Annotated in this window: 20 protein-coding genes; 7 read left to right on the top strand and 13 right to left on the bottom strand. The window is 59.7% G+C overall.

The genetic code is table 11. From position 1 onward, the window contains the following. Positions 1–17: 17 nt before the first annotated feature. From CGX12_RS10825 to CGX12_RS10775, 13 genes are all read right to left on the bottom strand, one after another. Positions 18–416 (bottom strand): GFA family protein, encoded by a 399-nt coding sequence (locus tag CGX12_RS10825; protein ID WP_094039894.1) that lies wholly within the window; start codon positions 414–416, stop codon positions 18–20. Positions 417–509: 93 nt separating this feature from the next. Continuing rightward, positions 510–2063 carry a methyl-accepting chemotaxis protein gene (locus CGX12_RS10820; RefSeq protein WP_142995609.1) on the bottom strand — a complete coding sequence of 518 codons (1554 nt, stop codon included), beginning with the start codon at positions 2061–2063 and terminating at the stop codon, positions 510–512. Positions 2064–2189: 126 nt separating this feature from the next. Next, on the bottom strand, positions 2190–2615 hold the full coding sequence (locus CGX12_RS10815; RefSeq protein ID WP_094039892.1) for an N-acetyltransferase: 426 nt from the start codon (positions 2613–2615) through the stop codon (positions 2190–2192). 107 nt (positions 2616–2722) lie between these two features. After that, the gene (locus CGX12_RS10810) at positions 2723–3190 is read right to left on the bottom strand and encodes a DUF8453 domain-containing protein (protein WP_094039891.1); all 468 of its coding nucleotides are present in this window, start codon (positions 3188–3190) and stop codon (positions 2723–2725) included. 5 nt (positions 3191–3195) lie between these two features. Then, positions 3196–3477, bottom strand: coding sequence for an ECs_2282 family putative zinc-binding protein (locus tag CGX12_RS10805; RefSeq protein ID WP_094039890.1), 282 nt, complete (start codon positions 3475–3477; stop codon positions 3196–3198). Between the two features lie 115 nt (positions 3478–3592). Further along, entirely contained in the window at positions 3593–4477 is an 885-nt protein-coding gene (locus CGX12_RS19570) for a HEPN domain-containing protein (RefSeq protein WP_142995608.1), read from the bottom strand. A gap of 101 nt (positions 4478–4578) precedes the next feature. Further along, positions 4579–5181: a hypothetical protein gene (locus CGX12_RS19565; RefSeq protein ID WP_142995607.1), complete on the bottom strand. Its 603-nt coding sequence runs from the start codon at positions 5179–5181 to the stop codon at positions 4579–4581. A 153-nt stretch (positions 5182–5334) separates the two neighbouring features. Next, positions 5335–6210 carry a toll/interleukin-1 receptor domain-containing protein gene (locus CGX12_RS10800; protein ID WP_094039889.1) on the bottom strand — a complete coding sequence of 292 codons (876 nt, stop codon included), beginning with the start codon at positions 6208–6210 and terminating at the stop codon, positions 5335–5337. Positions 6211–6353: 143 nt separating this feature from the next. Beyond that, positions 6354–7808 carry an AAA family ATPase gene (locus CGX12_RS10795; RefSeq protein ID WP_176442046.1) on the bottom strand — a complete coding sequence of 485 codons (1455 nt, stop codon included), beginning with the start codon at positions 7806–7808 and terminating at the stop codon, positions 6354–6356. 902 nt (positions 7809–8710) lie between these two features. Continuing rightward, positions 8711–13138: a chromosome partition protein MukB gene (mukB, locus tag CGX12_RS10790; RefSeq protein ID WP_254918268.1), complete on the bottom strand. Its 4428-nt coding sequence runs from the start codon at positions 13136–13138 to the stop codon at positions 8711–8713. Then, positions 13135–13809 carry a chromosome partition protein MukE gene (gene mukE, locus CGX12_RS10785; RefSeq protein ID WP_094039887.1) on the bottom strand — a complete coding sequence of 225 codons (675 nt, stop codon included), beginning with the start codon at positions 13807–13809 and terminating at the stop codon, positions 13135–13137. Before mukE ends, mukB begins: the two co-directional genes overlap by 4 nt. Then, positions 13790–15115: a chromosome partition protein MukF gene (mukF, locus tag CGX12_RS10780; protein WP_094039886.1), complete on the bottom strand. Its 1326-nt coding sequence runs from the start codon at positions 15113–15115 to the stop codon at positions 13790–13792. The genes mukE and mukF overlap by 20 nt, the downstream gene beginning before the upstream one ends. Positions 15116–15455: 340 nt before the next feature. Further along, positions 15456–16244 carry a methyltransferase domain-containing protein gene (locus CGX12_RS10775; protein ID WP_094039885.1) on the bottom strand — a complete coding sequence of 263 codons (789 nt, stop codon included), beginning with the start codon at positions 16242–16244 and terminating at the stop codon, positions 15456–15458. An 80-nt stretch (positions 16245–16324) separates the two neighbouring features. Between CGX12_RS10775 and CGX12_RS10770 the strand changes: the two genes are divergently transcribed. The 7 genes from CGX12_RS10770 to rsxC form a co-directional block, all read left to right on the top strand. After that, complete coding sequence (locus CGX12_RS10770) at positions 16325–17080, top strand: ElyC/SanA/YdcF family protein (RefSeq protein WP_232513425.1); 756 nt, start codon at positions 16325–16327, stop codon at positions 17078–17080. Positions 17081–17199: 119 nt separating this feature from the next. Continuing rightward, positions 17200–17952 carry a triose-phosphate isomerase gene (tpiA, locus tag CGX12_RS10765; protein ID WP_094039883.1) on the top strand — a complete coding sequence of 251 codons (753 nt, stop codon included), beginning with the start codon at positions 17200–17202 and terminating at the stop codon, positions 17950–17952. Positions 17953–18035: 83 nt separating this feature from the next. Further along, on the top strand, positions 18036–18998 hold the full coding sequence (pfkA, locus tag CGX12_RS10760) for a 6-phosphofructokinase (protein WP_094039882.1): 963 nt from the start codon (positions 18036–18038) through the stop codon (positions 18996–18998). A gap of 552 nt (positions 18999–19550) precedes the next feature. Beyond that, positions 19551–20285 carry a sulfite exporter TauE/SafE family protein gene (locus CGX12_RS10755; protein WP_094039881.1) on the top strand — a complete coding sequence of 245 codons (735 nt, stop codon included), beginning with the start codon at positions 19551–19553 and terminating at the stop codon, positions 20283–20285. A gap of 79 nt (positions 20286–20364) precedes the next feature. After that, entirely contained in the window at positions 20365–20946 is a 582-nt protein-coding gene (rsxA, locus tag CGX12_RS10750; protein ID WP_094039902.1) for an electron transport complex subunit RsxA, read from the top strand. Position 20947: 1 nt separating this feature from the next. Then, the gene (rsxB, locus tag CGX12_RS10745) at positions 20948–21502 is read left to right on the top strand and encodes an electron transport complex subunit RsxB (protein ID WP_094039880.1); all 555 of its coding nucleotides are present in this window, start codon (positions 20948–20950) and stop codon (positions 21500–21502) included. A 1-nt stretch (position 21503) separates the two neighbouring features. Further along, positions 21504–22969: electron transport complex subunit RsxC (gene rsxC, locus CGX12_RS10740; protein WP_094039879.1), on the top strand; the 1466-nt coding region annotated here is incomplete at its 3' end.

Here is a 22969-nt window from a genome sequence, read left to right as displayed (position 1 = left end):
TATCCCTTTTGTTTAAATCAGTCTTTGGCCGCAAATTGCTCGAACACCTGCTGCCCGGTCAGCTTGCGGGTGTCGTTTTTCAGCTCGTAGTAGGCCGGTTTTTCATCGATAAAGATCTCATTGGTCAGGCTGAACTCCTGCTTCTGGAACAGGCCGGCGGGCAGGATGTATTCGCCAGTGGGCAGCAGATGGTAGAACAGGTGGGTGCCGCAGTGGGGGCAGAAGCCGCGCTCGGCCCAGTCGGACGAGCGGTACCTGGCCGGCTGGCCACCATGGAACGCCACCTCAGTACCGCAATGCACCGCAAACATGGGGCCGCCCGACCAGCGCCGGCACAGGGAGCAGTGGCACAGGCCCACTTCGTTATGGTCATCCGCTACCACTTCTATCGAGCCGCAAAGACATTTACCTTTCATCATTTCCTCCTGGCTTGCATGAACACCCCCGCTATCCGGGGATAGCGGCGCGCAATGGTGATACCCGTCGGGTCCCGGTTGCCCGCCACTGCCTCAGTAGTTGCTAAAATGCCTGACCAACCCATTCAGCTCCTGGCTCAGCCCCGCCAGCCGGCTGCTGGCAGACGAAATCTCCGCGCTTGCGGTAGCGGAGGCTTCGGCCGACTGCCGCACCGTCGAGACCCGCCCATTGCTCTCGGCGGTGACCGCGGCCTGCTCTTCGGTAGCAGTGGCGATCAGCTCGCTCATTTGCTGAATATCGGCTACCTGACGGGTGATCACGGCCAGGGCCGCTCCCGTATCGCGGACGGCGGCGACGGAAGCCTGGGTATGTTTCACACTCTCCTGCATGGTACGGGTGCTTTCGTCGGCAATGGCCTGGAGTCCCGACACCAGCTTGCCGATTTCATTCGACGACACCTGGGTGCGCTGGGCCAGGTTGCGCACCTCGTCCGCCACCACGGCAAAGCCCCGGCCGGCCTCGCCGGCACGGGCGGCCTCGATGGCCGCATTAAGCGCCAGCAGGTTGGTTTGATCCGCGACCTCCTTGATCACGTCGAGGATGCTGCCGATACGCCCGCACTCCTGCTGCAGCCGGTTCATAAAATCGGCCGAGCTCGTGATCTCCGAGGCGAGCGACTCTATCTGGGCAATGGCCCGCTGTGACAATGCCTGGGCGTTGACGACTTCTTCGGCCGCGCCCCTGGCGGCCGTGGCCGTATCCTCGGAGTTGCGCGCCACCTCCTGTACCGTGGTGGCGATTTCCCCCATCGCCGAGGCGATAAAATAGGTTTCGTTCTTCTGATCGTTGATCCTTTCCTGGGTACGGTCGGTCACGGCGGTCAATTGAGAGGCCGAAGCGGTGAGTTCATAGGACGCGGAGCCGATCTGCGAAACGACGGTACGCAGGCTGCCGTTCATTGCCGCCAGGGAGGCAAGCAGCGCGCCCAGTTCATCCTTGCGGTTATCATCCGGCGCCTCCAGCACCAGATCGCCCTTGGCGATACGCCGGGAAATATCAACGGCCTGCTTCAGCGGCAGCACGATCTGCCGGCTGATCACCAGGGTCACCACGCCGCCCATGGCCAGGATCACCAGGGTGATGCCAGCGAGCAGGTAATACACTTTTTCAGCCTGGGCGGCGGCACGTTCCTCCTCGGCGTAATACAGCTCGTTGGCGTTGTCCTGCAGATCGGACAGCAACTCGTTGGCGGCCAGCAGGGCGGATTGCGTGCGGGCGGCCTCTCGTTCTTTCAGGTAGCGCGCCAGATCCGTTTTCAGTTTTTCCACCGCCGCCATGTCCTCGGATGGCCAGCGACCGGTTTGGGTGTCGGAGTGCAGCTGGTTGATGACCTCCTGGAGGATTTGACGGCGCTGATGGTGCGATGCTCCGGCATGATAATCACCATCCAGCGCCTGCTGGTAATTGTCTTCACGGGTAAAGACTATCTCGTCGAACAAATTCCCTATCTGGCTGATGCGATGTAGCGTTGCCTCATTATTTTTCAGCCCATAAAACCCGAACAGGGACAACAAGAGCACAAAGAACAACAGCAACCCAAAGCCCAAACAAAGCTTCAGGGTCACGCTCAGATTTTTAATGCTCAACTTACATTCTCCATATTGATATCCATAAACCTTAAAAACTATCCTGGTGAAATACTGCCCGAGACAGAGCTGGAACGTGATTCCTGTCGCTATCGCACCCGAGGTGAATTGGTATATTTCCGTTGGCTAATCACTTGTGGTCATCAGCAGCTCCGGGTGCCCCGTGTGGGGATCCTGCTGTTCGCCCTCTATGCTAAAGCCATGCTTCAGGTAAAACGCGCAACTGGCCTGATTGGCCTTGTACACGGTGAGCGACAGCGCCTTGCGCTGCGCCCTGGCATGTTGCAGCAACGCCTTGCCAATGCCCCGCCCCTGATGTGCGGGATCGACAAAAATGGCCGCCAGCACACTACCGTTAAGGGCATAAAAACCGACCACGTCGCCATCCTGCTCGTAAACATAAACCTCGGAGGCCGGCAGATAAAGACGACGCATATTCTCAAGCTGGGACAGCCAAAACTCGGAGGAAATAAAGTCATGGGCCTTTATCGAAGCCGCCAGCCAGATATTTAACACGACCTCGGTGTCCTGGGGTTGGTTTTTTCTAATCATGGTTTTCTCTGGAGATATTGATTTTGGTTACTATTGTTAATATGACGACAATGGTGTTCTGAACGAACTCGATAAAAAGAGTGTAGTGATGCGCCTTGTTATATGTGCTAAAGAGTCGCATGGGTGACCTTTTCAAACGATTCACCTTCAGCGTTCTTCCAATGCAGCTTTATTGCCTGCTTGCGCTTGGTTTGCATGCTGAATGACGCAATTAACTCCACGGACTGACCCGGTTCCATTGACTCCATTGGAAACTTTTCCTGCAGATCAGCATCCATAATACTGTCGTTACCTTCCGGAAATTCGAGGCTAACCTGATGGGCCGTAGCTTTACCTTTGTTGAAAACCTTGAGACGGTGCTTTTTACTCCCAAGGGTGATGAAATTTGCGCCGAGTTCTGCCGCGTTTGCACTCCGGGCTTCTCTTTCTTCTTTATCAAGCATTAGGGCGTTCAGTTTGTGCTGAATTTCGACCAACTCTTCTTCTTTTTGTCGTAGACCTCGCGAACGCCAGGTTGCATAACCTGAGAGCAGAAGCGCTATCGCTGCAATTACGTCTCCAAGAGATATTCCCATACGCCCTACTTAAACTTTATGTTTTTATTGCCGCCGAATGCTTTCTTCAGGGATTTCCTCATTTCTTTTGCTACGTCGTCCACGGCCTGCTTACCGATTTCTCCCATGTGCTCATCTATATTTTCTGAATTCTCATGAATGAGCTCTTCCTTGGTCATTTTGCGGTCACAGGAAACACAGCGTAACTTTGCATAATCGTTTTCAAGGGTCTCGTCATACTCGAATTGTGTTGATCCACACGTAGGACAGAGAAGCGATACGTTTCGATCATACTTATCAAAGTTCATAATTTCCCCTCAGGTGACCCCATATAACGCCGCCAACACGCGCAGCTTTGTAGTGGAGGCGGAGCTGCAATGAAAAAGCTGTCGCCGTGATTGGCATTGTTAGCTGTATGGCAGCTCATTTATGCCCGCCAAAGAGCATACCTTCGAGTTCTTCCTTCTTCGGAACAGACCCTCTTTCAATAATTCGAAACAGAACTTCACGAAGCAAGTTAAATGTTTCAAGAAGATGCTCAGGCTTGTGTTTAGGTTTTCCATGCGCTGCCGCTGACCTTTTATCATACAAGGAAGCAACTGCTTTCTGGCGCTGGGCACGGTTCTCACCTGCCTCCTCAAGAAACGAGGCAATCAAAGCCGATACTCTGAACTTTAGCTCAGATGTTGATGGGGAAAACAGCGCTTCCAAGGCGCCCCATAGTGAAACTAACGTCAGAGCATGATTCTCAACAAACTGACCGGAATCAATTGCTTGCGCGGCAAGTGCGAACTCGGGGCTGTTTTCTATTAGGCCGTGTGTTTTTGACCAACGCTCGCTGACCCACTGCACAGCACCATCATCTACTTTCCCACCGGCGACACCCAGCGGAAAATGGCGGTTCTGTACTTCATAGGGAAAGAGTCTTGCATCCGAATCTGGGATTTCTGCAAGTGTGTCAAATGAATGATTAGAAAAAACGGGGAGTGTAATCGCCGGATTCACACCAAGCCGAAACAAAAACACTAACGTCCTAGCGACACCGATCTTTGAGCCGAATTCTGTTTCGATATTCTCGGGAATGAAGAGCTCCGCATTAACGTCAAAGCTAAAGCCACCTGATGCACTCTTCCAAGGCCCCGGATGATGTTTCCCAGTAGGCGCTGGCTCGAACGCCATCATAAAGGGGGAAAATAAATGAGCATAAACTTTGCGTAATAGAATACCACTACCAAGATCGAATGAATCGTTCACCAAATCAATGCCAGCCAATCCTGCGTAGACATTACCGCCAAATAAAGTGCTCATAGTCCCTCGATACAGCTAACGCCCGGCTCACGCGCCGGTTTGGAGCCGCGAAGCGGCGGAAAATCGGTCGCTGTGCAGCCGATTGTTAGCTTTGTCATGCATCAGCTTGGCCCACCCATATCAAAACCGGGCTTAGAGGTCGGACCTGGGTCTGGGTTTAAATCCGGGCCAAGATTCATACGCTCACAATAGCTCGCAAGTCCTTCGCAATGAGTTATCTCACCATTACTACTGACCGCTACAACTGTCGAATAATCTAGGCTCCGTCCGCCTGACCCTTCTTCCACCTCTCCGAATTTGAAATACAAAAAGTCAGACAAGTAACTATTGAACTTCTCTTGAGTTACACCGCAGCCAAGTGCCTCTTTGGGATCAACTGTTTGGTGCCGGAAATAAGAAAGTGCTTTCAGTTCAATTGGCTGGTCGCCACCTCTTTCACCAAAAATGAGCAGGTGATGGTTATCTTCATCAGCGAGCGCAGATTTAGCGCTTTCAAACGAATCTAGAGAGGGTTCAGCAAATTTCTGGACCTCATCATCAATGGCCTGTGCATTCCGCTTAAACTCGATCAGCACCCACTTATCATCGTGTCGAGCCATCAAATCAGCACCCGCCTCGTAGTTCCCATCCAAGGGAGCCATGAGAGCGTCCCTGTTCACACAGGTAATAACAAACAGGTACTCAACAGTTTTTTCCCACCACATTGACACTCGTACTCCTTAATTTTCTAAGCTAACGCCCCAATCACCGGGCCATCGGAGTGGAGCAAAATTTGTGGTAAAAGAGCGAAGCGACACCACACATTTTGCGCAACGTAGCTGGCTCCGCGTGCATTGGCTTGTTATGCGTAGTTGGCACTACTGGCCGTAGTATTTTGAACTAAAGCCTACAGAAATTGGTGCTCCATCATATTGACACGAAACTCCAACTTTCAATCTTCTACGATGATCATAGTAGGTATGGTAGTGCGTTTTCTTTCTTATGAACTCAAGCTCCGACAAGCTTATACTCAATGCTCCAAGTATTGATTCAGAATCAAACTCCTGATCCTGCTTATGTGGAGCTGTTCTTTTCAGCTCAATATCAACATAACTTATAAAATTGCCTTCTGCCTCCAAAAGCATATGGCATTCGTCACTCTCAACTATGATGTTACCAACATCATTCGCTTTGACTCCAACCGCCTTTTCTGCCCTATCTATGCTCATGCCTATATATTGAAATGGACGATGAAATGGAGCATTCATTAGTGGCAAATTATAAGATGCAGCCTTGTCAACGGCAGTCCCTAAATTATTTGGGAAATAGTCATCGCTCATCGCGTTTTTATTAAAAACTACGCCGATAGAGTTTAATAGTTTTTTAAATGACTCTATATATTTGCTCTCATCCTTGAAATCGCCATAAAGTTTACCAACCAAAAAACCTGGCGGATCGCATTCCTTAAGCATGATCGGAAGAACTTTGATGGATTTCCCACTTATCTGATGGTTCATTGCCACATCCAGTTCATTTACCACCCACGGCGCTTTTACTGAATTTGGGGATAAAATTACAGCAAAATAATCGACAGTATCTATTCCATCTCTAATTTTCTGAATCAGAGAATCCCCAATTTTCATTTCCGCTTCATCAAGCCAGCATTTAACGTTGTGATTTCCTAAATCTCTAGCCAATTTTCGAACAAATTCCTTGTCTGCGTGATTATGGCTCAAGAAAACACTTGTTATCATCGAAGCTGAACTCCTATTTTTTCGCATAACGCCCCAATCACCGGGCCGGCGAAGTGGAGCAATATTTTTGGTAAAAGAGCGAAGCGACACCACAAATATTGCGTAACGTAGCTGGCTCCGAGTGCATTGGCTTGTTAAGCCTTTTAGAACAGAGCTTTAATTCTTTTAGCTAATACTTCTACATCCAGCCTGCGATAAATAGCCTCTGAAACCTCACGTAGAAATTCTTTCTCTGTGAGGCCATCATCGCCTAGGTGTTTTACCAATTTACTCCATAGCTTCTTACCTTTTCGCTCAATTCCTGAGTCAATATATTCTGAAACTATTTCATCCAATGACCTTTTCCTAAAGAATCTATCGTTAAGCTCCCGGAAGAAATCCGCATCAACATTATCAATCAAATGAGCATGTAGATATTTTTCTAAGCTTGGTATTGGCAAAAATGCAACATTTAGGCGGGCGTAATTTGCGTTCTTTTTCTTTTCTGTGTTGAATTCGCTTTCAACATCACCGTCTAGAACAGAAATTACTTTGGTAGAGTGACTAGCAAGATTTGCCTCTAAAATTTCCTGATGAAGCCTGACCGTGTTTCGCCAATCACCACATGGCAAAATGTGATAAAGCTTGCCTTCGTATAGCCTTTCCTTCTGAAATATTTTGTCGATAACATATTTTGCCAAGTCATCTTCTGGAAGGATCAAAATATCGTATCCATCCTGATTGTACAAAAACCTTGTAGCGTAAGCTGGATAGCAGGGATTTATAACTTCGATCGATTTGTTTGGCAGACTTTGTAGGTAATAAATATTGGAAGGCTTTATCGCCCTTAACAACTCAGTAGAATGGGATGAAAAATATACAGACAAGTTATATTCATCGGACAGCCTGTTGAGCAGAGTTATTAACCTACTAATTGCTACCGGATGAAGAGCCAGCTCGACCTCGTCAATTAAAATAAGGGAAATGTGTTTGCTTCCTCTCTTTTTTTGTTGAAATATTTTGTTGTTTAGAAAGTGCAAAAGACTGAGCAATAGGTTCTCACCGCTACTTAGCCAAAATTGGCTTAAAAGTCCATCCTCGTACTCCATAAAGTACGGAACCGAATCAAATCCCAGCTTTTCTGCAACTTTGGCATTTTTTATCTTCTTAATTGTTGGATAGAACTTCTTTCCATGAAGTATGTGGCTGAAGTTGTCATTAATAAAGGAGTCTGCGTCAACCAAATGTTCGTCCTTGACCTTATCAGATAGGTCTAATACCTTTTTATCGGTAAATCTAGTGCCATGTATAACACTGCCTTCAATAAATCCGTCAAGTTTTATCTCGGCCCATTTGCTACCTTCACGCTGCCATTTTCCATCTGTTTTTCTCCAAACATCTTTCTTACCATCATATTCATACGAAACGCTGCTTCCTTCTTTTGAATTATTAAATATCGTCCAGAGCACTGCTGGCCGAAACGGCACAGCAAGCAATGCCATAATGCTGCTTTTTCCAATACCGTTTGATCCAGCAATAACATGCAATCCTTGCTCTATTGGGATTTCAAAATAAAAGTTTTTTATGCTTTTTACGCTATTTATTTCGATTTTTAACATGGCTTCCTTTATAAATTCATGCTCGTTAATCAAAGCTAGACATGGGCTTAACATTTTAATACTGCGCATGCGCATATACGCTCACGTATTTATGTGAGAATAGCAAGCTAATCAAATGATTTAAACCACATTTTTGACTTCATCGACCATCAGCCGCTGCAAAAAACGCGCATGCGCATATTTGCGTTCAACCATGCGCGAAATCTACAGAACTCATCTTGTAACCATTTGATAAAATTGGACTTTAACTTAAGTCTTGGAGATATATGCGCACTGCACTCCATCAATTTACTTATAAAATCTGGACAACCCAAAATATACTGTATACTTATACAGCAAACACAGTAGTTCACCAACCGGAAGAACAACCATGGGGAGCAGTCCTTTTCTCAATCGCATCCGGCAAGAGCTGCGGCCGGGATGGGCTCCGGCGCTGCGGGCAAGCTACCGCCCGGGTCTTGCGGGCGACCTTGCCTCTCTTCTTCCCTGTGGTCATGGGGTATTTTGCCGCGCCCGGCATGGAATTCAAATGAAACTTTAGCAGCCAGGGCATTTTGGTTTGCACTATGGGAGCCAGGTGGGGTTCTTGGTCGACTGAAGTCGACCCTACGCTCATTACGGCGGGACGGTTTGGCATAAAAACGCCCGCGGGTGCGGGTGCTTGGGGTTTATTGGTCGACTGAAGTCGACCCTTGTACGCTCATTACGGCAGGACGGTTTGACATAAAAACGCCCGCGGGTGCGGGTGCTGGGGGTTTATTGGTCGACTGAAGTCGACCCTACGCTCACTACGGCAGGACGGTTTGGGACATAAAAACGCCCGCGGGGCGGGCGTTTGGGGGTTATTGGTCGACGGAAGTCGACCCTACGGCTCGTTTCATACGCACCCTGGGCGTTTTGGCTCAGGCGGCGCCGGCAAAGCCGCGCAGACCCACCACGTGCACGTGCTCCTGCTTGCCGTGCACCTTGCGGATCAGCTTGTAGGTGGTGCCTTTTTCCGGGCTGATGTTCTCGGGCGCGGCAATCAGCAGCTGCATGTCCTGGCGTTCGCACAGCTCGAACAGAGTGGCGATGGAGCGGGCGTCCAGGCGCGCGGCCTCGTCCAGGAACAGCAGGCGGCAGGGCAGCACTTCCCGGGCGCGCAGGTGGCGGGATTCCTCCTCCCAGCTCTGCAGCACCATCAGCAGTATGGCCTGGCCGGTGCCGATGGCCTCGCCGGTGGACAGCGCCCCGCTCTCGGCGCGCAGCCAGCCGTCGGCGCCGCGCTGCACCTCGATGTCCAGATCCAGGTAGTTGCGGTAGTCCAGCAGCGCCTGGCCCAGCACCTGCGGGCTGCGATCGCCCTGCTCCAGCTGCGGGTTGAGCCGCTGGAACAGCTTGCCCATGGCCTCGGAGAAGCTGAGCTCCTTGCTGTTGAACAGGTCCTGGTGGCGCCCCTGTGGGTCGCTCAGGGCCTCCAGCAGGCGCTGGTAGGTGTCGCGGATGTTCACGTTGAGCCGCACCCCGGCCACCAGGCCGAAACTGATGTTCTGCAGCCCCTGGTTGAGCAGGCGGATGCGGTTCTGCTCCCGGCGGATGATGGTGGTGATCTTGGCCGCCACCTCGTGGGAGGAGAGCGACAGCTGGCCTTCGCGCAGGCTCAGCTCGTCGGCCAGCCGGCCCAGCTCCACTTCCATCTCTTCCAGCGCCTCCACCGGATCGTCGGCGCGGATGATGTCGTGGCGGATGCGCGCCTTGAGGTAGCTGAACACCAGTATGTAGAACTGCACCTTTTGCAGGGTATTGCGGTTGCCCTCGCTAAGGCGCAGGGCGTCGCGCAACTCCTCGTCGTGGTTCACCGCCATGCGCAGGGCGCCCAGCGCCTTGTCGGAGATGGATCTCAGCTCCTCGGCGTCCAGGTAGGCCAGCTCCGGCCGGCTCAGGCTGCGCTCCACCCCGTGCTCCCGGGCCAGCCGCTCCACTTTCGCCCAGTTGGCCTTGTGGGCCACCAGCGCCTTGCGGGCGGCAAAGTAGCCCTGGCCGTCCTTGCCCAGGCGCTGGCTCAAGGATTCTATCTCGCGCTTGGTCACCTGGCGCTGGGCCTCGGTCTGGCTGCGCCGGTTGCGGGTCTGCACCAGGTCGTTTTCCAGTTCGCGCTTGGCCTCCCGGGCCTTGTCCTCCATGTCGGCGGAAAGGGTGATGCCCAGCGCCGCCAGCTCCTCGCGGAACTCGTTCAGGGTCTGGCTTCGAGCGTCGCGGCCGGTCACCAGGGCGGTGCGCGCCTGCAGGGCGTCGCTCACCCGCCCGGCCAGCTGCTCGGCGCGCAGGCCGGCCTTGCGCCGGGCCTCCTCCGCCTGCACCAGCTTGGCCTTGAGGCTGTCGTTCATGGCCGAGCTCTGGCTCAGCAGTTGCTCGGCATCGGCGTAGGCGAAATGCGCCAGCCGCGCCACCAGCTGGTTAAGGGCATAGGTGCGGGCGCGGGCCTCGGTGAGTTCCGCTTCCGCCTGCTCCACCCGGGCCTTGAGGGACTCATAACCGGCGGGATCCTGGCGCAGCACCTGCACCTGCTCGGCCAGCCGGCCCAGGCGCTGGCCGTGGGCGGCCATAAAGTCGCGCGCCGCCTTGAGCCGGTCGGCCTCGGCGCGGGCGGCAACCAGGCGCTCTTCCAGCCCCTCGGCGTCCAGCCAGGCGGCCAGTGGCAGCAACTTGTGCAGCAGCCCCTGCTGCTCGCGCAGCAGGGCCAGTTTCTGCTGCCACTGGGCCTGCTGCTCGGCCAGCCGGGCCTGCGCCTGCTCCAGCTCCTGCTGCTGCACGGCCAGTTCGGCCAGGGCGTCTTCCGGGCTGGGGCCAAAGGCCAGCTGCAGGCCCTCGTTCACGAACTCGCTCAGTTGGTGGTAGAGCCGGCTGTGCTTTTGCTGGGCGAAGGCGGACTCGGCATAGCGGGCGCTCACCGCCTCCAGCTCGGCGCCGAGGATCTCTATGCGCGCCTCGCGGGCGGCGCGGCCGAACAGGGGCTCGGCGGGAAAGCGGGAATAGCGCAGCTGGCGCTCGCCATTCTGCACCCAGATGGCGCCGTCCAGCTCGGTGGCCTGCAGCAAATCTTCGTCGAAGGCGTCCGGGTTGCCCTGGATGAGATACACGTCCGGCGGGCATTCCTCCAGCGCCTGCAGTTGCTCCAGCGCCGCCCGGGGGTCTGCCACCACGATGGCGTGGCGGGCCGGGCCGTACAGGGCCTCGTAATAGGGGGCGTCGTCCACATTGATGTCGTCGTACACGTCCGCCAGCAGGGTGCCGCCCAGCTGCTCGCACAGGGCGAGCAGCCGCGGATCCGCATCAACGCCGCTGCCGAGGCGGCGGATCTGCTGCTCCAGCTGCTGCTTGGCGGCCAGCGACTGCTGCTTGCTCTGCTCGGCCTGGTGCTCGTCGCGCAGGGCCTGCTGCATGGCATTGGTCACCTCGGCGCTGTCGGCCAGCATCTGGCCGCTCAGCTCGCGCAGCCGCTCCAGTTTGGCCTGGGCCTTGTGCCAGGCGGGCGCCTCGGCGCGCAGTTTGGTCACCTGGGGGGCTATCTGCGCCAGTTGCGATTGCAGCTGGCGCTTGTCCTCGGCGCCGTCGGCCAGTTGTTCTTCCACCTCGGCCTTTTGTTCCTCCAGCTCCGCCAGTTGCTGCTCGAGTTCGGCCTCGTCGTGCACGGTGCGGCCGTGGCGGGCCAGCTCCGCCTGCAGCGCCTGCACCTTCTGCCGGCGCTCGGCGGCCTGCTCGGCGTCCTGCAGGGCGCGGCGAATGCCCTCTTCCCGCCCCAGCAGGCCCTGGTAGTCGCGGCCCTGCTCGATAAGCTGGTTGGCACGGCCAAAGGCGGCGGCCCGCTCCACCGGGCCGGCCACGGCCTCGAGCAGTCCCAGGGCCTGGTCGTACTGGGCCCTGGCGGCTTCGGCCAGGGAAAGCTGCTGGCGCTGCTCCAGCACCACGGCGGTCAGTTCCTGCTCGCGGCCCTGGTGGCGCTGCTCTTCTTCCCTGGCCTGCTCCGGGCTCAGTTCGGGCAGGCCGCAGCGCACCTTGGCCTCCCCCAGCGCCTGTTGGGCCTGGCGGTACTGGATGGCGCGGGTCTGCTGGGTGTCCAGCGCCTGCTGGTAGTCGGCCAGCTGGCTCTTGAGGCTGTCCACCTCTTCCTCGGCGCAGGCCTTGGTGGCGGCGGCCTCTTCATGCTCGTCCTGCAGCTCGGCCAGCATTTCCTCCTGGATGGCGAGCTTTTCTTCCAGCTCGTCCAGCTCCTGTTGGTAGGACTCGATCTTCTCGTTGAGCTTGACCCCGCTCAGCACCCGGGCCAGGTGCTCGGAGGCGATGTCCAGCTCCTCGGTGAGCATGCGTTCCCGGGCGGAGAGGTTGTCCAGCTCGTCGGCCAGATAAATCAGCCGGGCCTTTTCTTCGGCCAGGATGCGCCGCTCCTCGGCCAGGGCCTTGCGCGCGGCCAGGGCCTGCTCCGACAGCCGCTTTTTCTCGGCGCTGTTGCGCACATAGTCGGCGGCCACGTAGAGGGTGGTTTCGGTGATCAGCTGGCGGAACAGGTCACGCTGGCGCTGGGTTTCGCGGATGGCCTCCAGGGTACGGCGGTTCTCGAAGATGGCCGCCTCCATGTCGTTGAAGGCCTTGCGGATGCCGGCGTTTTCCGGCAGCAGGTAGTCCTTGAGGCTGCGGCTGATGGTGCTGGAAATGCCGCCGTACAGGGACGCCTCGATCAGCCGGTAGAACTTCACCCGGTCGCGCTGATCCTTGAGCTTGCGCGGGGTCACGCCGATGTCGAACAAAAAGTTGTGATACTCGCTCACCGTATTGAAGCGGGTGAAGCGCAGGCCCGCCTCATTGGTGGCGGCCTTCAGCTCGTTGAGGGAGCGCACCTGGCCGCGGCCGTCGTCGAGGCGGTTCAGCAGCAGCTCGGTGGGGGCCCGGCCCTCGCTCACCCCTTCAGACAAGCCCTGCACCGCAAAGGGCACCATGTTGACCTTGTTGTCCCGGTTGGCCACCTGCTCCAGGTGCACGCCAAACCAGACCCGCTCGGCCTGGGAGGTGTCCACCTCAATCAGCGAATAGCAGTGGCCCCGCTGCAGCTTGCCGTACAGGCCCTTGTCGCGGCTGCCGGACTGGCTGCCCGCCTCGGTGGTGTTGCGAAAGTGCAGCAGGCTCAAGTCGGGAATGAGCGCGGCGATAAAGGCCGCCATGGTGGTGGACTTGCCGGCGCCGTTGCCGCCCGAGAGGGTGGTGACCAGGGCGTCCAGCTCGAAGGTGCGGGCAAAAAAGCCGTTCCAGTTGACCATGGTCAGGGAGTGAAACTTGCCTCTGTTAACGCTGCTCACTGGTCGTTCTCCTGCTCTTCTTCTTCGTTGTCGGCGCCGGCCACGGCCTCGCCGTCTTTTATCATGCGCAATTGCAGTGCGCGCGGGTCCTCATCGCTGCGCACGTCGGCGGCAAAGCGGAACACCGCCTCGGTGATGCGGAACTTGTCCTGGGTGCCCACGGCGCTGACCATGCCCAGGCGCTTGAGCCGGCGGATGGCGCTTTTCAGCTTGTCGGCCAGCTTGCGCCTGTCGAGATCGGAGCCGCCGGCGCGCTGGTTCACCATGCGCAGCAGCGCCTGCTCGTTGGACAGGGTCAAAATCTCTTCCTGCAGATCGGCCAGGGAAAACACCCCTTCGTTGATCAGCCGGTCCGGGCTCAGGTAGAGGTAGCACAGCACCTTGCCCACCAGCATCTCCAGCTCGGAGAGGATGGAGGTGCCCAGCTCGCTGGTGGAGCGGGGCCGCAGGTAGTAAAAGCCCTCGGGGGCGCGCACCAGCTCCACCTGGTAGCGCTGGTAAAAGGCCTCCAGCTCGGTGAAGTATTCCTGCAGCAGCGAGTGCTGCTCCAGCTCGTCGGCGGTCACGTGGCGGCCGGCGCGCAGCTGGTTGTCCAGCGCCGGAAACAGCGGGTTGGCGATGGCCTGGGCCAGGCGGGAGTCCAGGGCGAGTTCAGTATTGGTCGATGACATGTGCTTGTACCTTGGCCCCGTGGGCATTGATGGTCTGCCAGTCCGGCATGGCCGCGCCCTGGCGTTCGGCGTCGGCATGGCCCAGCTTGACCGCTTCGTCGATCAGCAGGCGGGCGAGATCAAAATGTTGGTAATGGGGAAAATCGTTGAGGTAGTCCCTGAGCACCTGGGCCAGATCCAGCGGCCGGCCGGTCAGCGGAAAGTCCTGCAAATGGCCGCGGATGCGCTCCGACAGCTCGGCGGCCAGGTCCACCATCTCCTGGTATTCCAGCTCCTCGGGCAGCTCGCCGGTCACTTCCTCGGCGTAGGCGGCCATGGTCTCGTCGCGCAGCTCCAGCAACGGCAGCGCCTGGGCCAGGCGCAGCCGCCAGTTGTGGTTGTCGAAATGGCGGATGGACTCGCGCAGCCGCTGGCTGAAGGCGCGGTTCTTGTCCATGTCGATGGCGGTGCGGATAAAGCGGTGCACGTGGCGGTCGTAGCGGGACCACAGCTCGATGCACTGGCTGCCCCAGTGGATGATGGCGTCCAGCCGCGCCTGCAGCTGCTGGCACAGGGGCGCCACCCCGATGCCGCGCACGCTTTGCTGCAGCCGCTCCTCGATATTGAGCAGGCTCTGCTGCAGGCTATGGCCGGCCTTGTCCAGGGTGTCCTGCAGCTCGCGCAGGGTGTGGCCGGTTTCCCGCAGCAGCTGTTCGCAGGCGGAAATGGCCTCGTGCCAGTTTTTGTTGAGCAGGGCGGCAATGTTGGCCTTGACCGCGTTCTGCTGCTCGTCCATGGCGCGCTGGGTGTCGTCGATGCGCGCCAGCTGCTCGGCCACCGAGTACTTGAGCCGGCCTTCCACCTCCTGGGCCCAGGCCTGCTCGTCCGGCTCGGCGGCGATGGCCTCGGCCACCTTGTCGAGATCCTGGGCGATCTGCGCCAGCAACAGCGAGAGCTTGATCTGGCTCACCTCGCGCTGGGCGGCGAAGAATTCGACGATGGCCAACCCCAGGCGGGTCAGGCGGTAGAGGCTTTCGCCCTCCCCCGGCTCGCCCTGGAAGCGGCTCAGCAGGCGCTGGCGCACCAGATCGTTGATGGCGTTGTTGGCGCGGCTGGCCAGGGTGTCGTCGGCCTGGGCGAAGCCCTTGCTGACGTAGCCGAAGGCGTGGTGCAGCTCGGCCTCGCTCAACTGCGGCTGCTCGCCGCCCCGGCCGACGATATGCACCGCCAGCAGGAAGGCCAGCCGCTCGGGGGGCAGGTTGAGCCCCAAGTTTTCCTCTCTGACCCAGCCGATCCAGTCCGGCAGGGTGCGGGACATTTCCGTCATCGTTCTGCTCTCTTCACCGTTGGCGCCGCCCGGCCTTGCCCGGCGGCTTTTGTTCTTGCTGGGGCAACAACCAGCGTTTTTGCCTTTCCCGCCTTTCCCGCCCGCCGGCTGAAGCTGCGGCTACAGCGACGGCTACGGCGGCGGCTACCCAAACTGGGTAGGCGCCCGTTTACGTGGCGCAAGCTCGCAAACAGCGGGAAACCCGGCTCGCGTTTTCACGTCTTTCCTGCCTTTCCCGCCTTTCCCGCCAGCTGAAGCGGCGGCTACAGCGACGGCTGAAGCGGCGGCTACGGCGGCGGCGAAGGCGCTTTCCGTCACCTCCGCGAAGGCGGGGGGCCATTCACTCGGGGGCCGGCCCGGCGCCCTTGCGCGCCAGCACGTGGATATAGCGGCCCAGGTGCACAAAGGGCTCCCGGCGGGCGTGGGCCAGTTCCATGGCTATCAGTTCGTCCGGGCGCTGATGCTTGACCTCGCGCTCCACCATATAGTCGTGGATCACCCGCACGCCGCTGCGCCCGGTTATAGCAAAGCCCAGCTCCGTCAGCCACCGGTAAACCAGGTCCGGCCGGCAGGGCCAGGCCGGCGTCAGTTTCTGGCGTCGTTTCTTGACCAGGTCGGCGTGCACATAGTCGAAGTTGCCCATCACCAGGCTGTGGAACAAGAGGCCGTCACGATTGTAGAACATCAGCGACAGGTGGCCGCCGTCCGCCAGCAAGGCGCCCAGGGTGGCCAGCAGCCCCGCCTGATCCTCCACCCACTCCAGTACCGCATGGCACAGGACCAGGTCGAAGCGGCCCAGCTCGTCCACCGATAACGACTGGATGGGGCCATGAATAAAGTCGAAGCGCTCATCCAGCCCCTTTTCCGTTACCTGGGCCCGGGCCAGGGCCAGCATCTCGGCGGAAAGATCGCACAGCACCACGCTGTGGCCCCGGGCCGCCAGGCGCTGGGACAGGGGGCCGAAACCGCCGCCCGCGTCCAGGATGCGCAGGGGGCCGGGGGGCAGGCCCTGCAGCAGTTCGTCCAGATCCCGCTCCAGCACCGCCAGCCGGATGCGGCCCTTGGTGGTGCCGTAGATATTGCGGGAAAAGGTATGGCTCTTGCCGTCGAAACTGGTATTGCGCTGCACCTGGGTGTTTCTTCGTGACTCGGGGGAGGCTATTCTGGCACAACCCTCACGGTTAACAAACGCGTGCGTGCATGGAGACGATGTTTTTGGCTAAAAAGTGGCTGGGCAGCCTGTTATTGCCGCTGCCCCTGCTGCTGATCCTGGGGTTTTTCGGGGTATTTCTGCTGCTGTTTCGGCAAAAGCGCAGCGGGATCTGCCTGCTTGTCCTTTCCATGGCAACATTGCTGCTGCTCTCCACCCGCCCGGTGGCCAACGCCCTGATGGCGCCGCTGGAATCGCGCTATCCCCCCCATGAGATCACCGCCGAGCCGGTGCAGGACATACTGGTGCTGGGCGCCGCCCAGGTGGCGGATCCGCGCCTGCCGCTGCTGAGCCAGCTCGGCCAGGCCGGGATCTACCGCATCACCGAAGGGGTGCGCCTGGCCCACGCCTACCCGCAGGCCCGGCTGGTGTTAAGCGGCTATGCGGGCGGCGAAGGCCGCACCAGCGCCGAACTCTACGGCGAGGTGGCGGTGGCGCTCGGCATCGCGCCCCAGCGCCTGTTGCTGCTGCCCGAGCCGAAAGACACGGCGGAAGAGGCCGACGCCATGGCCCCGCTGATTGCCGGGCGCCGGGCGCTGCTGGTCACCTCCGCCAGCCACATGCCCCGGGCCATGGCGCTGTTCGCCGCCGCCGGCGCCCACCCCCTCGCCGCCCCGGTCGATCACCAGGCCAAGGAGAGCAGCGCCGCCCTGCCGCTTTATACTTACCTGCCCCAGGCCCGCTACCTGTGGCGCAGCGAACTGGCCTGGCACGAATACCTGGGCCTGCTGTGGCGGCGATGGGGCGCGGGCTGAGCAGCATTTGATCAAAAACATACAAAAGTCGAAAAATTACATCAAACCGTGCCCTGGCTCTTGGTTTCGCCCGGTTCAAATCCCTATAATGACGTTATTTAACTGAAAGGAAACAACTCATGAGACAAACACTGGTAATGGGTAACTGGAAGCTCAACGGCAGCAAGACCATGGTGGCGGAACTGATCAACGCCCTCAAGGAGCCCGCCGCCGAGGCCGGCAACGTGGCCGTGGCCGTGTGCCCGCCCGTGCTGTTCCTGGGCCAGGCCCAGGAGCTGCTGGCCGACAGCACCATCGCCCTGGGCGCCCAGGACGCGGACGTCCACACCCAGGGCGCCTTCACCGGCGAAAACTCCCCGGCCATGTACGGCGAGTTCGGGGTGCAGTACGTGCTGGTGGGCCACAGCGAGCGCCGCACCCTGCACGCGGAATCCGACGCCGTGGTGGCCGCCAAGTTCGCCGCCATCCAGCAGGCCGGCCTGGTACCGGTGCTGTGCATCGGCGAAACCCTGGAGCAGTTCGAGGCCAATGAAACCCAGGCCGTGGTGGAGCGCCAGCTGCAGGCGGTAATCGACCAAAGCGGCATCCAGGCCCTGGCCAGTGCGGTCATCGCCTATGAGCCGGTGTGGGCCATCGGCACCGGCAAGACCGCCACCCCCGAGATTGCCCAGGGCGTGCATGCCGCCATCCGCGCCTTCCTGGCCCAGCAGGACGCCACCGTGGCCGCCGGCGTGCAGATCCTCTACGGCGGTTCGGTCAAGGGCGCCAGCGCCGCCGGCCTGTTCGCCATGGAAGACATCGACGGTGCCCTGGTGGGCGGTGCCGCCCTGCAGGCGGACGAATTTGCTGCCATTATCAAGGCAGGCGCCTGACAACGTCGGGGCATATCGGTAACTTTACTACATATGCCCCCTTTTCCGGGTTTCAACCACGATTTTGAATTGAGGCCAAGTTGATGATTAAACGAATTGGGGTACTGACCAGCGGCGGCGACGCCCCGGGCATGAACGCCGCCATCCGCGCCGTGGTGCGGACCGGCCTGCACCACAACCTGGAAGTGTTCGGCATCTACAGCGGCTACCTGGGCCTGCACCAGGACGACATCAAGCAGCTGGAGCGCCACAGCGTATCCGACGTGATCACCCGCGGCGGCACCTTCCTCGGCTCGGCCCGTTTTCCCGAGTTCAAGGAAGAGAAGGTGCGCGTGGAAGCGGTCGAAAACCTGAAGAAGCACGGCATCGACGCCCTGGTGGTGATCGGCGGCGACGGCTCCTACATGGGCGCCATGCGCCTGACCGAGATGGGCTTTCCCTGCATCGGCATTCCCGGCACCATCGACAACGACATCGCCGGCACCGAGTTCACCATCGGCTTCGACACCGCGCTGAACGTGGCGGTGGAGGCCATCGACCGGCTGCGCGACACCTGCAGTTCCCACAACCGCATCTCGGTGGTGGAGATCATGGGCCGCCACTGCGGCGACCTCACCTCCTCCGCCGCCGTGGCCGGTGGCGCCGAGTACGTTATCGTGCCGGAAATCGCCTTCGACAAGCACGAGCTGATCAAGCAGATCCACGAAGGGGTGGCCAAAGGCAAGAAGCACGCCATCGTGGCCATCTGCGAAAACGTGTGCGACGTGAACGCCCTGGCCCGGGAAATCCAGGAGTCCACCGGCCGGGATACCCGCGCCACCATCCTCGGCCATATCCAGCGCGGCGGCACCCCCACCGCCCAGGACCGCATCATGGCAAGCCGCATGGGCGCGCGGGCGGTGGAGCTGCTGCTCGAGGGCTACGGCGGCCGCTGCGTGGGCCTGCAGAACAACCAGATAGTGCACCACGACATCATCGACTGCATCAAGCACCTGAAGCGTCCCTTCAACGAAGAGATGTACCAGCTGTCCAACACCCTGTTCTGAGGGTGCGCCAGGCGGGCGCCCCCGCCTGCCTGGCTTTACCTCCGCTCCCCTCTTTCTTAACTATCATCCTGAATGCACCTTTCTTGTTCCCGATCAAAGCGCCTTCGTCATCACGGGGTTATGCTCCCGTACATCATCAACCCAGAGGAGAACAGCATGAGCGGATGTTGCGGCGCCTGCGGCGGCCAGGACAAAGAGCAGGACAAGAAACAAGCGGAACAACAGCAACAGGCGGAGCAGAAGCAGGAAGAAAAGTCCTGAGTTCCCAATCCCAACCCCGGGTTTCAGGGGTTGCCGCTGCGCGGCAAGGCAGGCGGGCCGCCTGCGCTCCAGGTGTGAAACCGTCAGGAGCGCGGGTCTTGTCCTCCGTAGGGAGGGCGGCTCGCCCGCAATGACGGGGCAACGGTCACCTATGCAATGACATTGCAGGCGGGCCGCCTGCGCTCCGGTGGTGCCAACCCGGAATATCCATAAGGCCAGCCCCGCTCATCCTTCCCCCACCTGCCGCCATTGGCCATAATGGCACCCTGCTTGCTGTTCCAAGGCCCTGACATGCTGGACATTATCGAACTCGATCCCCAGGTATTGCTGCTCGCCGCCCTGGCCTGCTTTACCGGCGCCTATGTGCAGACCGCCATCGGCTTCGGCATGGCGATCATCGCCGCCCCCCTGATGTTTTACCTGGACCCGGCCCTGGTGCCCGGCCCCCTGTCCTTCGTGATCCTGATGATGTGCCTGATCAACGGCTGGCGTTTTCGCAAGGGGCTGGAACTCAACCTGCTGGCGCCGGCGCTGCTGGCCCGCATTCCCGGCAGCCTGGTGGGGGTCTGGCTGCTGGGGGTGATGTCCCAGTCGTGGCTGGCCATCCTTATCGCCTTCACCATCATGCTGGGGGTGCTGGTGCGGCTGTGCAACCTGGCCCTGCCCACCAACGGCGCCACCCTCTCCCTGGGCGGTTTTCTGTCCGGGGTCATGGGCACCAGCACCACCATCGGCGGGCCACCCATGGTGCTGGTGCTGCACGGCGCCGACATGCACCGCATCCGCGCCAACCTGGCGGGCTTTTTCCTGGTGTCGAGCCTGATGTCGGTGATTGCGCTGATCGGTGGCGGCTATTTCGGCCAGGCCCAGTTGCTGCAAGCCGCTCCCCTGGTGCCGGCGGCCCTGCTCGGCAACTGGCTGGCGGTGCAGACGCTGCATCTGGTGTCCAGGCCGGTGATGCACTACGGCTCGCTCGCACTCTGCACCCTGGCGGTTATCGGCATGTTAATCAATACCTTGTCATAATCCCATAGAATATGTGGCATTGTTAAACGAGGCATAAAGGCCGATAATACCGGCCGCCATTTAATATCGCCGAGTGATCATGTCTGAATACCTGCTGCTGTTTGTCGGCACCGTGCTGGTCAACAACTTCGTGCTGGTGAAATTTCTCGGGCTCTGCCCCTTTATGGGGGTGTCGGGAAAACTGGAAACCGCCATCGGCATGGGGCTGGCCACCACCTTCGTGCTGACCCTGGCCGCCGCCTGCTCCTACCTGGTCAACCAGTACATACTGCTGCCGCTGGAACTTTTATACCTGCGCACCCTGTCTTTTATTCTGGTGATCGCCGTGGTGGTGCAGTTCACCGAGATGGTGGTGCACAAGACCAGCCCCACCCTGTACCGGCTGCTGGGCATCTTCCTGCCGCTGATCACCACCAACTGCGCGGTGCTGGGGGTGGCCTTGCTCAACATCAACGAGCAGCACAACTTTATGCAGAGCCTGGTGTACGGCTTCGGCGCCGCGCTCGGTTTTTCCCTGGTGCTGGTGCTGTTCGCCGCCATGCGCGAACGCCTGGCCGGGGCCGATGTGCCGGCCCCCTTCAGGGGCGCGGCCCTGGCCATGATCACCGCCGGCCTGATGTCGCTGGCCTTTATGGGCTTCACCGGACTGGTCAAGTTGTAACATGATGCATATCTTAATCGCCATCGCGGTACTGGCGCTGCTGGCGCTGATCTTCGGCCTGGTGCTGGGCTTTGCCGCGGTCCGCTTCCGGGTGGAGTCCGACCCCATAGTGGACCAGCTCGACGAGCTGCTGCCCCAGACCCAGTGCGGCCAGTGCGGCTACCCGGGCTGCCGCCCCTACGCCGAGGCCGTCGCCAACGGCGACGACATCAACAAGTGCGTGCCTGGCGGCGACGCCACCATGCGCAAGATTGCCGATCTCATGGGGGTGGAGCCCCAGGCCATGGGCGAGGAAGCCGCCGAGCCGGTGAAAAAGGTGGCCTTTATCCACGAGGACATGTGCATCGGCTGCACCAAGTGCATCCAGGCCTGCCCGGTGGACGCCATCGTCGGCGCCACCAAGGCGTTGCATACCGTGATCCGCGACGAATGCACCGGCTGCGACCTGTGCGTGGATCCCTGCCCCACCGACTGTATCGAGATGATCCCGCTGCCGGCCACCCCCGACAACTGGAAATGGCAACTGCACCCCATCGCCATCAAGCAGGTAGAGTAAGATGTCGCTGTTACAGGATCTGAACGCAGGCAAGCTGCACGGTTTTCACGGCGGCATCCATCCGCCCGAACGCAAGGCGCCGGCCAACCAGGGCCCCATCGGCGACGCCGGCCTGCCGGACGAGCTGGTGCTGCAGTTGCGCCAGCATATCGGCCAGCCGGCCCGGCTCAAGGTCAAGGCCGGCGAGCGGGTATTGAAGGGCCAGCCCCTGACCGAGCCGCTCAACCCCATGATGATACCGGTGCACGCCCCCACCTCGGGCATCATCATCGCCATCGAAGACAGGCCCCTGTGCCACCCCTCGGGGCTGGACGGCCCCTGCCTGGTGCTCAGGCCCGACGGCGAAGATCTGTGGCGGCCGCGCTTCCCCATCGCCGACTACCAGGCACTCAATGCCGATGTGCTGCTGGAGCGTATCCACGCCGCCGGCGTCACCGGCCTGGGCGGCGCCGGCTTTCCAGCCCACGTCAAACTGATGCCCCGGCGCAAGGCCATAGAGGCGCTGATCATCAACGGGGTGGAATGCGAGCCCTATATCAGTGCCGACGACCGGCTGATGCGCGAACACCCCGCCGAGATCCTCGAGGGCATCGCCATACTGCGCCATATCGTCCAGCCCCGGGTGACGGTGCTGGCGGTGGAAGACAACAAGCCCGAGGCCCTGGCCGCCCTGCGCGCGGCCAACGACGACGACCAGATCCTGATCGTGGCGGTGCCCACCAAGTATCCTTCCGGCGGCGAGAAGCAACTGATCGAGATCCTCACCGGCCGCCAGGTGCCCCACAACGGCCTGCCCGCCGATATCGGCATGGTGGTGCAGAACGTGGGCACCGCCTTCGCGGTGAAACGGGCGGTGGTGGACGACGAGCCGCTGATCCGCCGGGTGGTCACCCTGGCGGGCGACGCCTTTGCCGAACCCGGCAACACCTGGGTGCATATCGGCACCCCGGTGCGCTACCTGCTCAAACGCTACGGGCTCGCTCCCGAGCCGGAGCAGCGCATCATCATGGGCGGCCCCATGATGGGCTTTACCCTGCACAGCGCCAGCGCCCCCATCATCAAGGGCAGCAACTGCGTGCTGGCACCGACCCGGGCCGAACTGCCGCCGCCCGGCGACGAACTGGCCTGTATCCGCTGCAGCCAGTGCGCCGACGCCTGCCCCGCCAGCCTGCTGCCCCAGCAGTTGTACTGGTTTGCCCGCGCCCAGGAGCACGACAAGCTCAACAGCCACAACCTGTTCGACTGCATCGAGTGCGGCGCCTGTGCCTATGTCTGCCCCAGCCAGATCCCCCTGGTGCAGTACTACCGGGTGGCCAAGGCCGATATCCGCCAGGCCCAGCGCGAGGCGGAACTGGCGGAACGGGCCAAGCACCGCTTCGAGGCCCGCCAGGCGCGGCTGGAGCGGGAAAAGGCCGAGCGCCAGGCCCGCCACGAGAAGGCCGCCGCCGAACGCAAGGCACGCATGGC

Origin of the sequence: Zobellella denitrificans (assembly GCF_002237365.1) — a bacterium.
GTDB lineage: Bacteria > Pseudomonadota > Gammaproteobacteria > Enterobacterales > Aeromonadaceae > Oceanimonas > Oceanimonas denitrificans.
This window is presented reverse-complemented; position numbering and strand designations above follow the sequence as displayed.

What these genes read in the sequence shown, in the direction of transcription:
- CGX12_RS10825 (WP_094039894.1), bottom strand. Translation starts at nt 416, where the DNA reads ATGAAAGGTAAATGTCTTTGCGGCTCGATAGAAGTGGTAGCGGATGAC.
- CGX12_RS10815 (WP_094039892.1), bottom strand. Translation starts at nt 2,615, where the DNA reads ATGATTAGAAAAAACCAACCCCAGGACACCGAGGTCGTGTTAAATATC.
- CGX12_RS10810 (WP_094039891.1), bottom strand. Translation starts at nt 3,190, where the DNA reads ATGGGAATATCTCTTGGAGACGTAATTGCAGCGATAGCGCTTCTGCTC.
- CGX12_RS10805 (WP_094039890.1), bottom strand. Translation starts at nt 3,477, where the DNA reads ATGAACTTTGATAAGTATGATCGAAACGTATCGCTTCTCTGTCCTACG.
- CGX12_RS19570 (WP_142995608.1), bottom strand. Translation starts at nt 4,477, where the DNA reads ATGAGCACTTTATTTGGCGGTAATGTCTACGCAGGATTGGCTGGCATT.
- CGX12_RS19565 (WP_142995607.1), bottom strand. Translation starts at nt 5,181, where the DNA reads ATGTGGTGGGAAAAAACTGTTGAGTACCTGTTTGTTATTACCTGTGTG.
- CGX12_RS10800 (WP_094039889.1), bottom strand. Translation starts at nt 6,210, where the DNA reads ATGATAACAAGTGTTTTCTTGAGCCATAATCACGCAGACAAGGAATTT.
- CGX12_RS10795 (WP_176442046.1), bottom strand. Translation starts at nt 7,808, where the DNA reads ATGTTAAAAATCGAAATAAATAGCGTAAAAAGCATAAAAAACTTTTAT.
- mukE (WP_094039887.1), bottom strand. Translation starts at nt 13,809, where the DNA reads ATGTCATCGACCAATACTGAACTCGCCCTGGACTCCCGCCTGGCCCAG.
- mukF (WP_094039886.1), bottom strand. Translation starts at nt 15,115, where the DNA reads ATGACGGAAATGTCCCGCACCCTGCCGGACTGGATCGGCTGGGTCAGA.
- CGX12_RS10770 (WP_232513425.1), top strand. Translation starts at nt 16,325, where the DNA reads ATGTTTTTGGCTAAAAAGTGGCTGGGCAGCCTGTTATTGCCGCTGCCC.
- tpiA (WP_094039883.1), top strand. Translation starts at nt 17,200, where the DNA reads ATGAGACAAACACTGGTAATGGGTAACTGGAAGCTCAACGGCAGCAAG.
- pfkA (WP_094039882.1), top strand. Translation starts at nt 18,036, where the DNA reads ATGATTAAACGAATTGGGGTACTGACCAGCGGCGGCGACGCCCCGGGC.
- CGX12_RS10755 (WP_094039881.1), top strand. Translation starts at nt 19,551, where the DNA reads ATGCTGGACATTATCGAACTCGATCCCCAGGTATTGCTGCTCGCCGCC.
- rsxA (WP_094039902.1), top strand. Translation starts at nt 20,365, where the DNA reads ATGTCTGAATACCTGCTGCTGTTTGTCGGCACCGTGCTGGTCAACAAC.
- rsxB (WP_094039880.1), top strand. Translation starts at nt 20,948, where the DNA reads ATGATGCATATCTTAATCGCCATCGCGGTACTGGCGCTGCTGGCGCTG.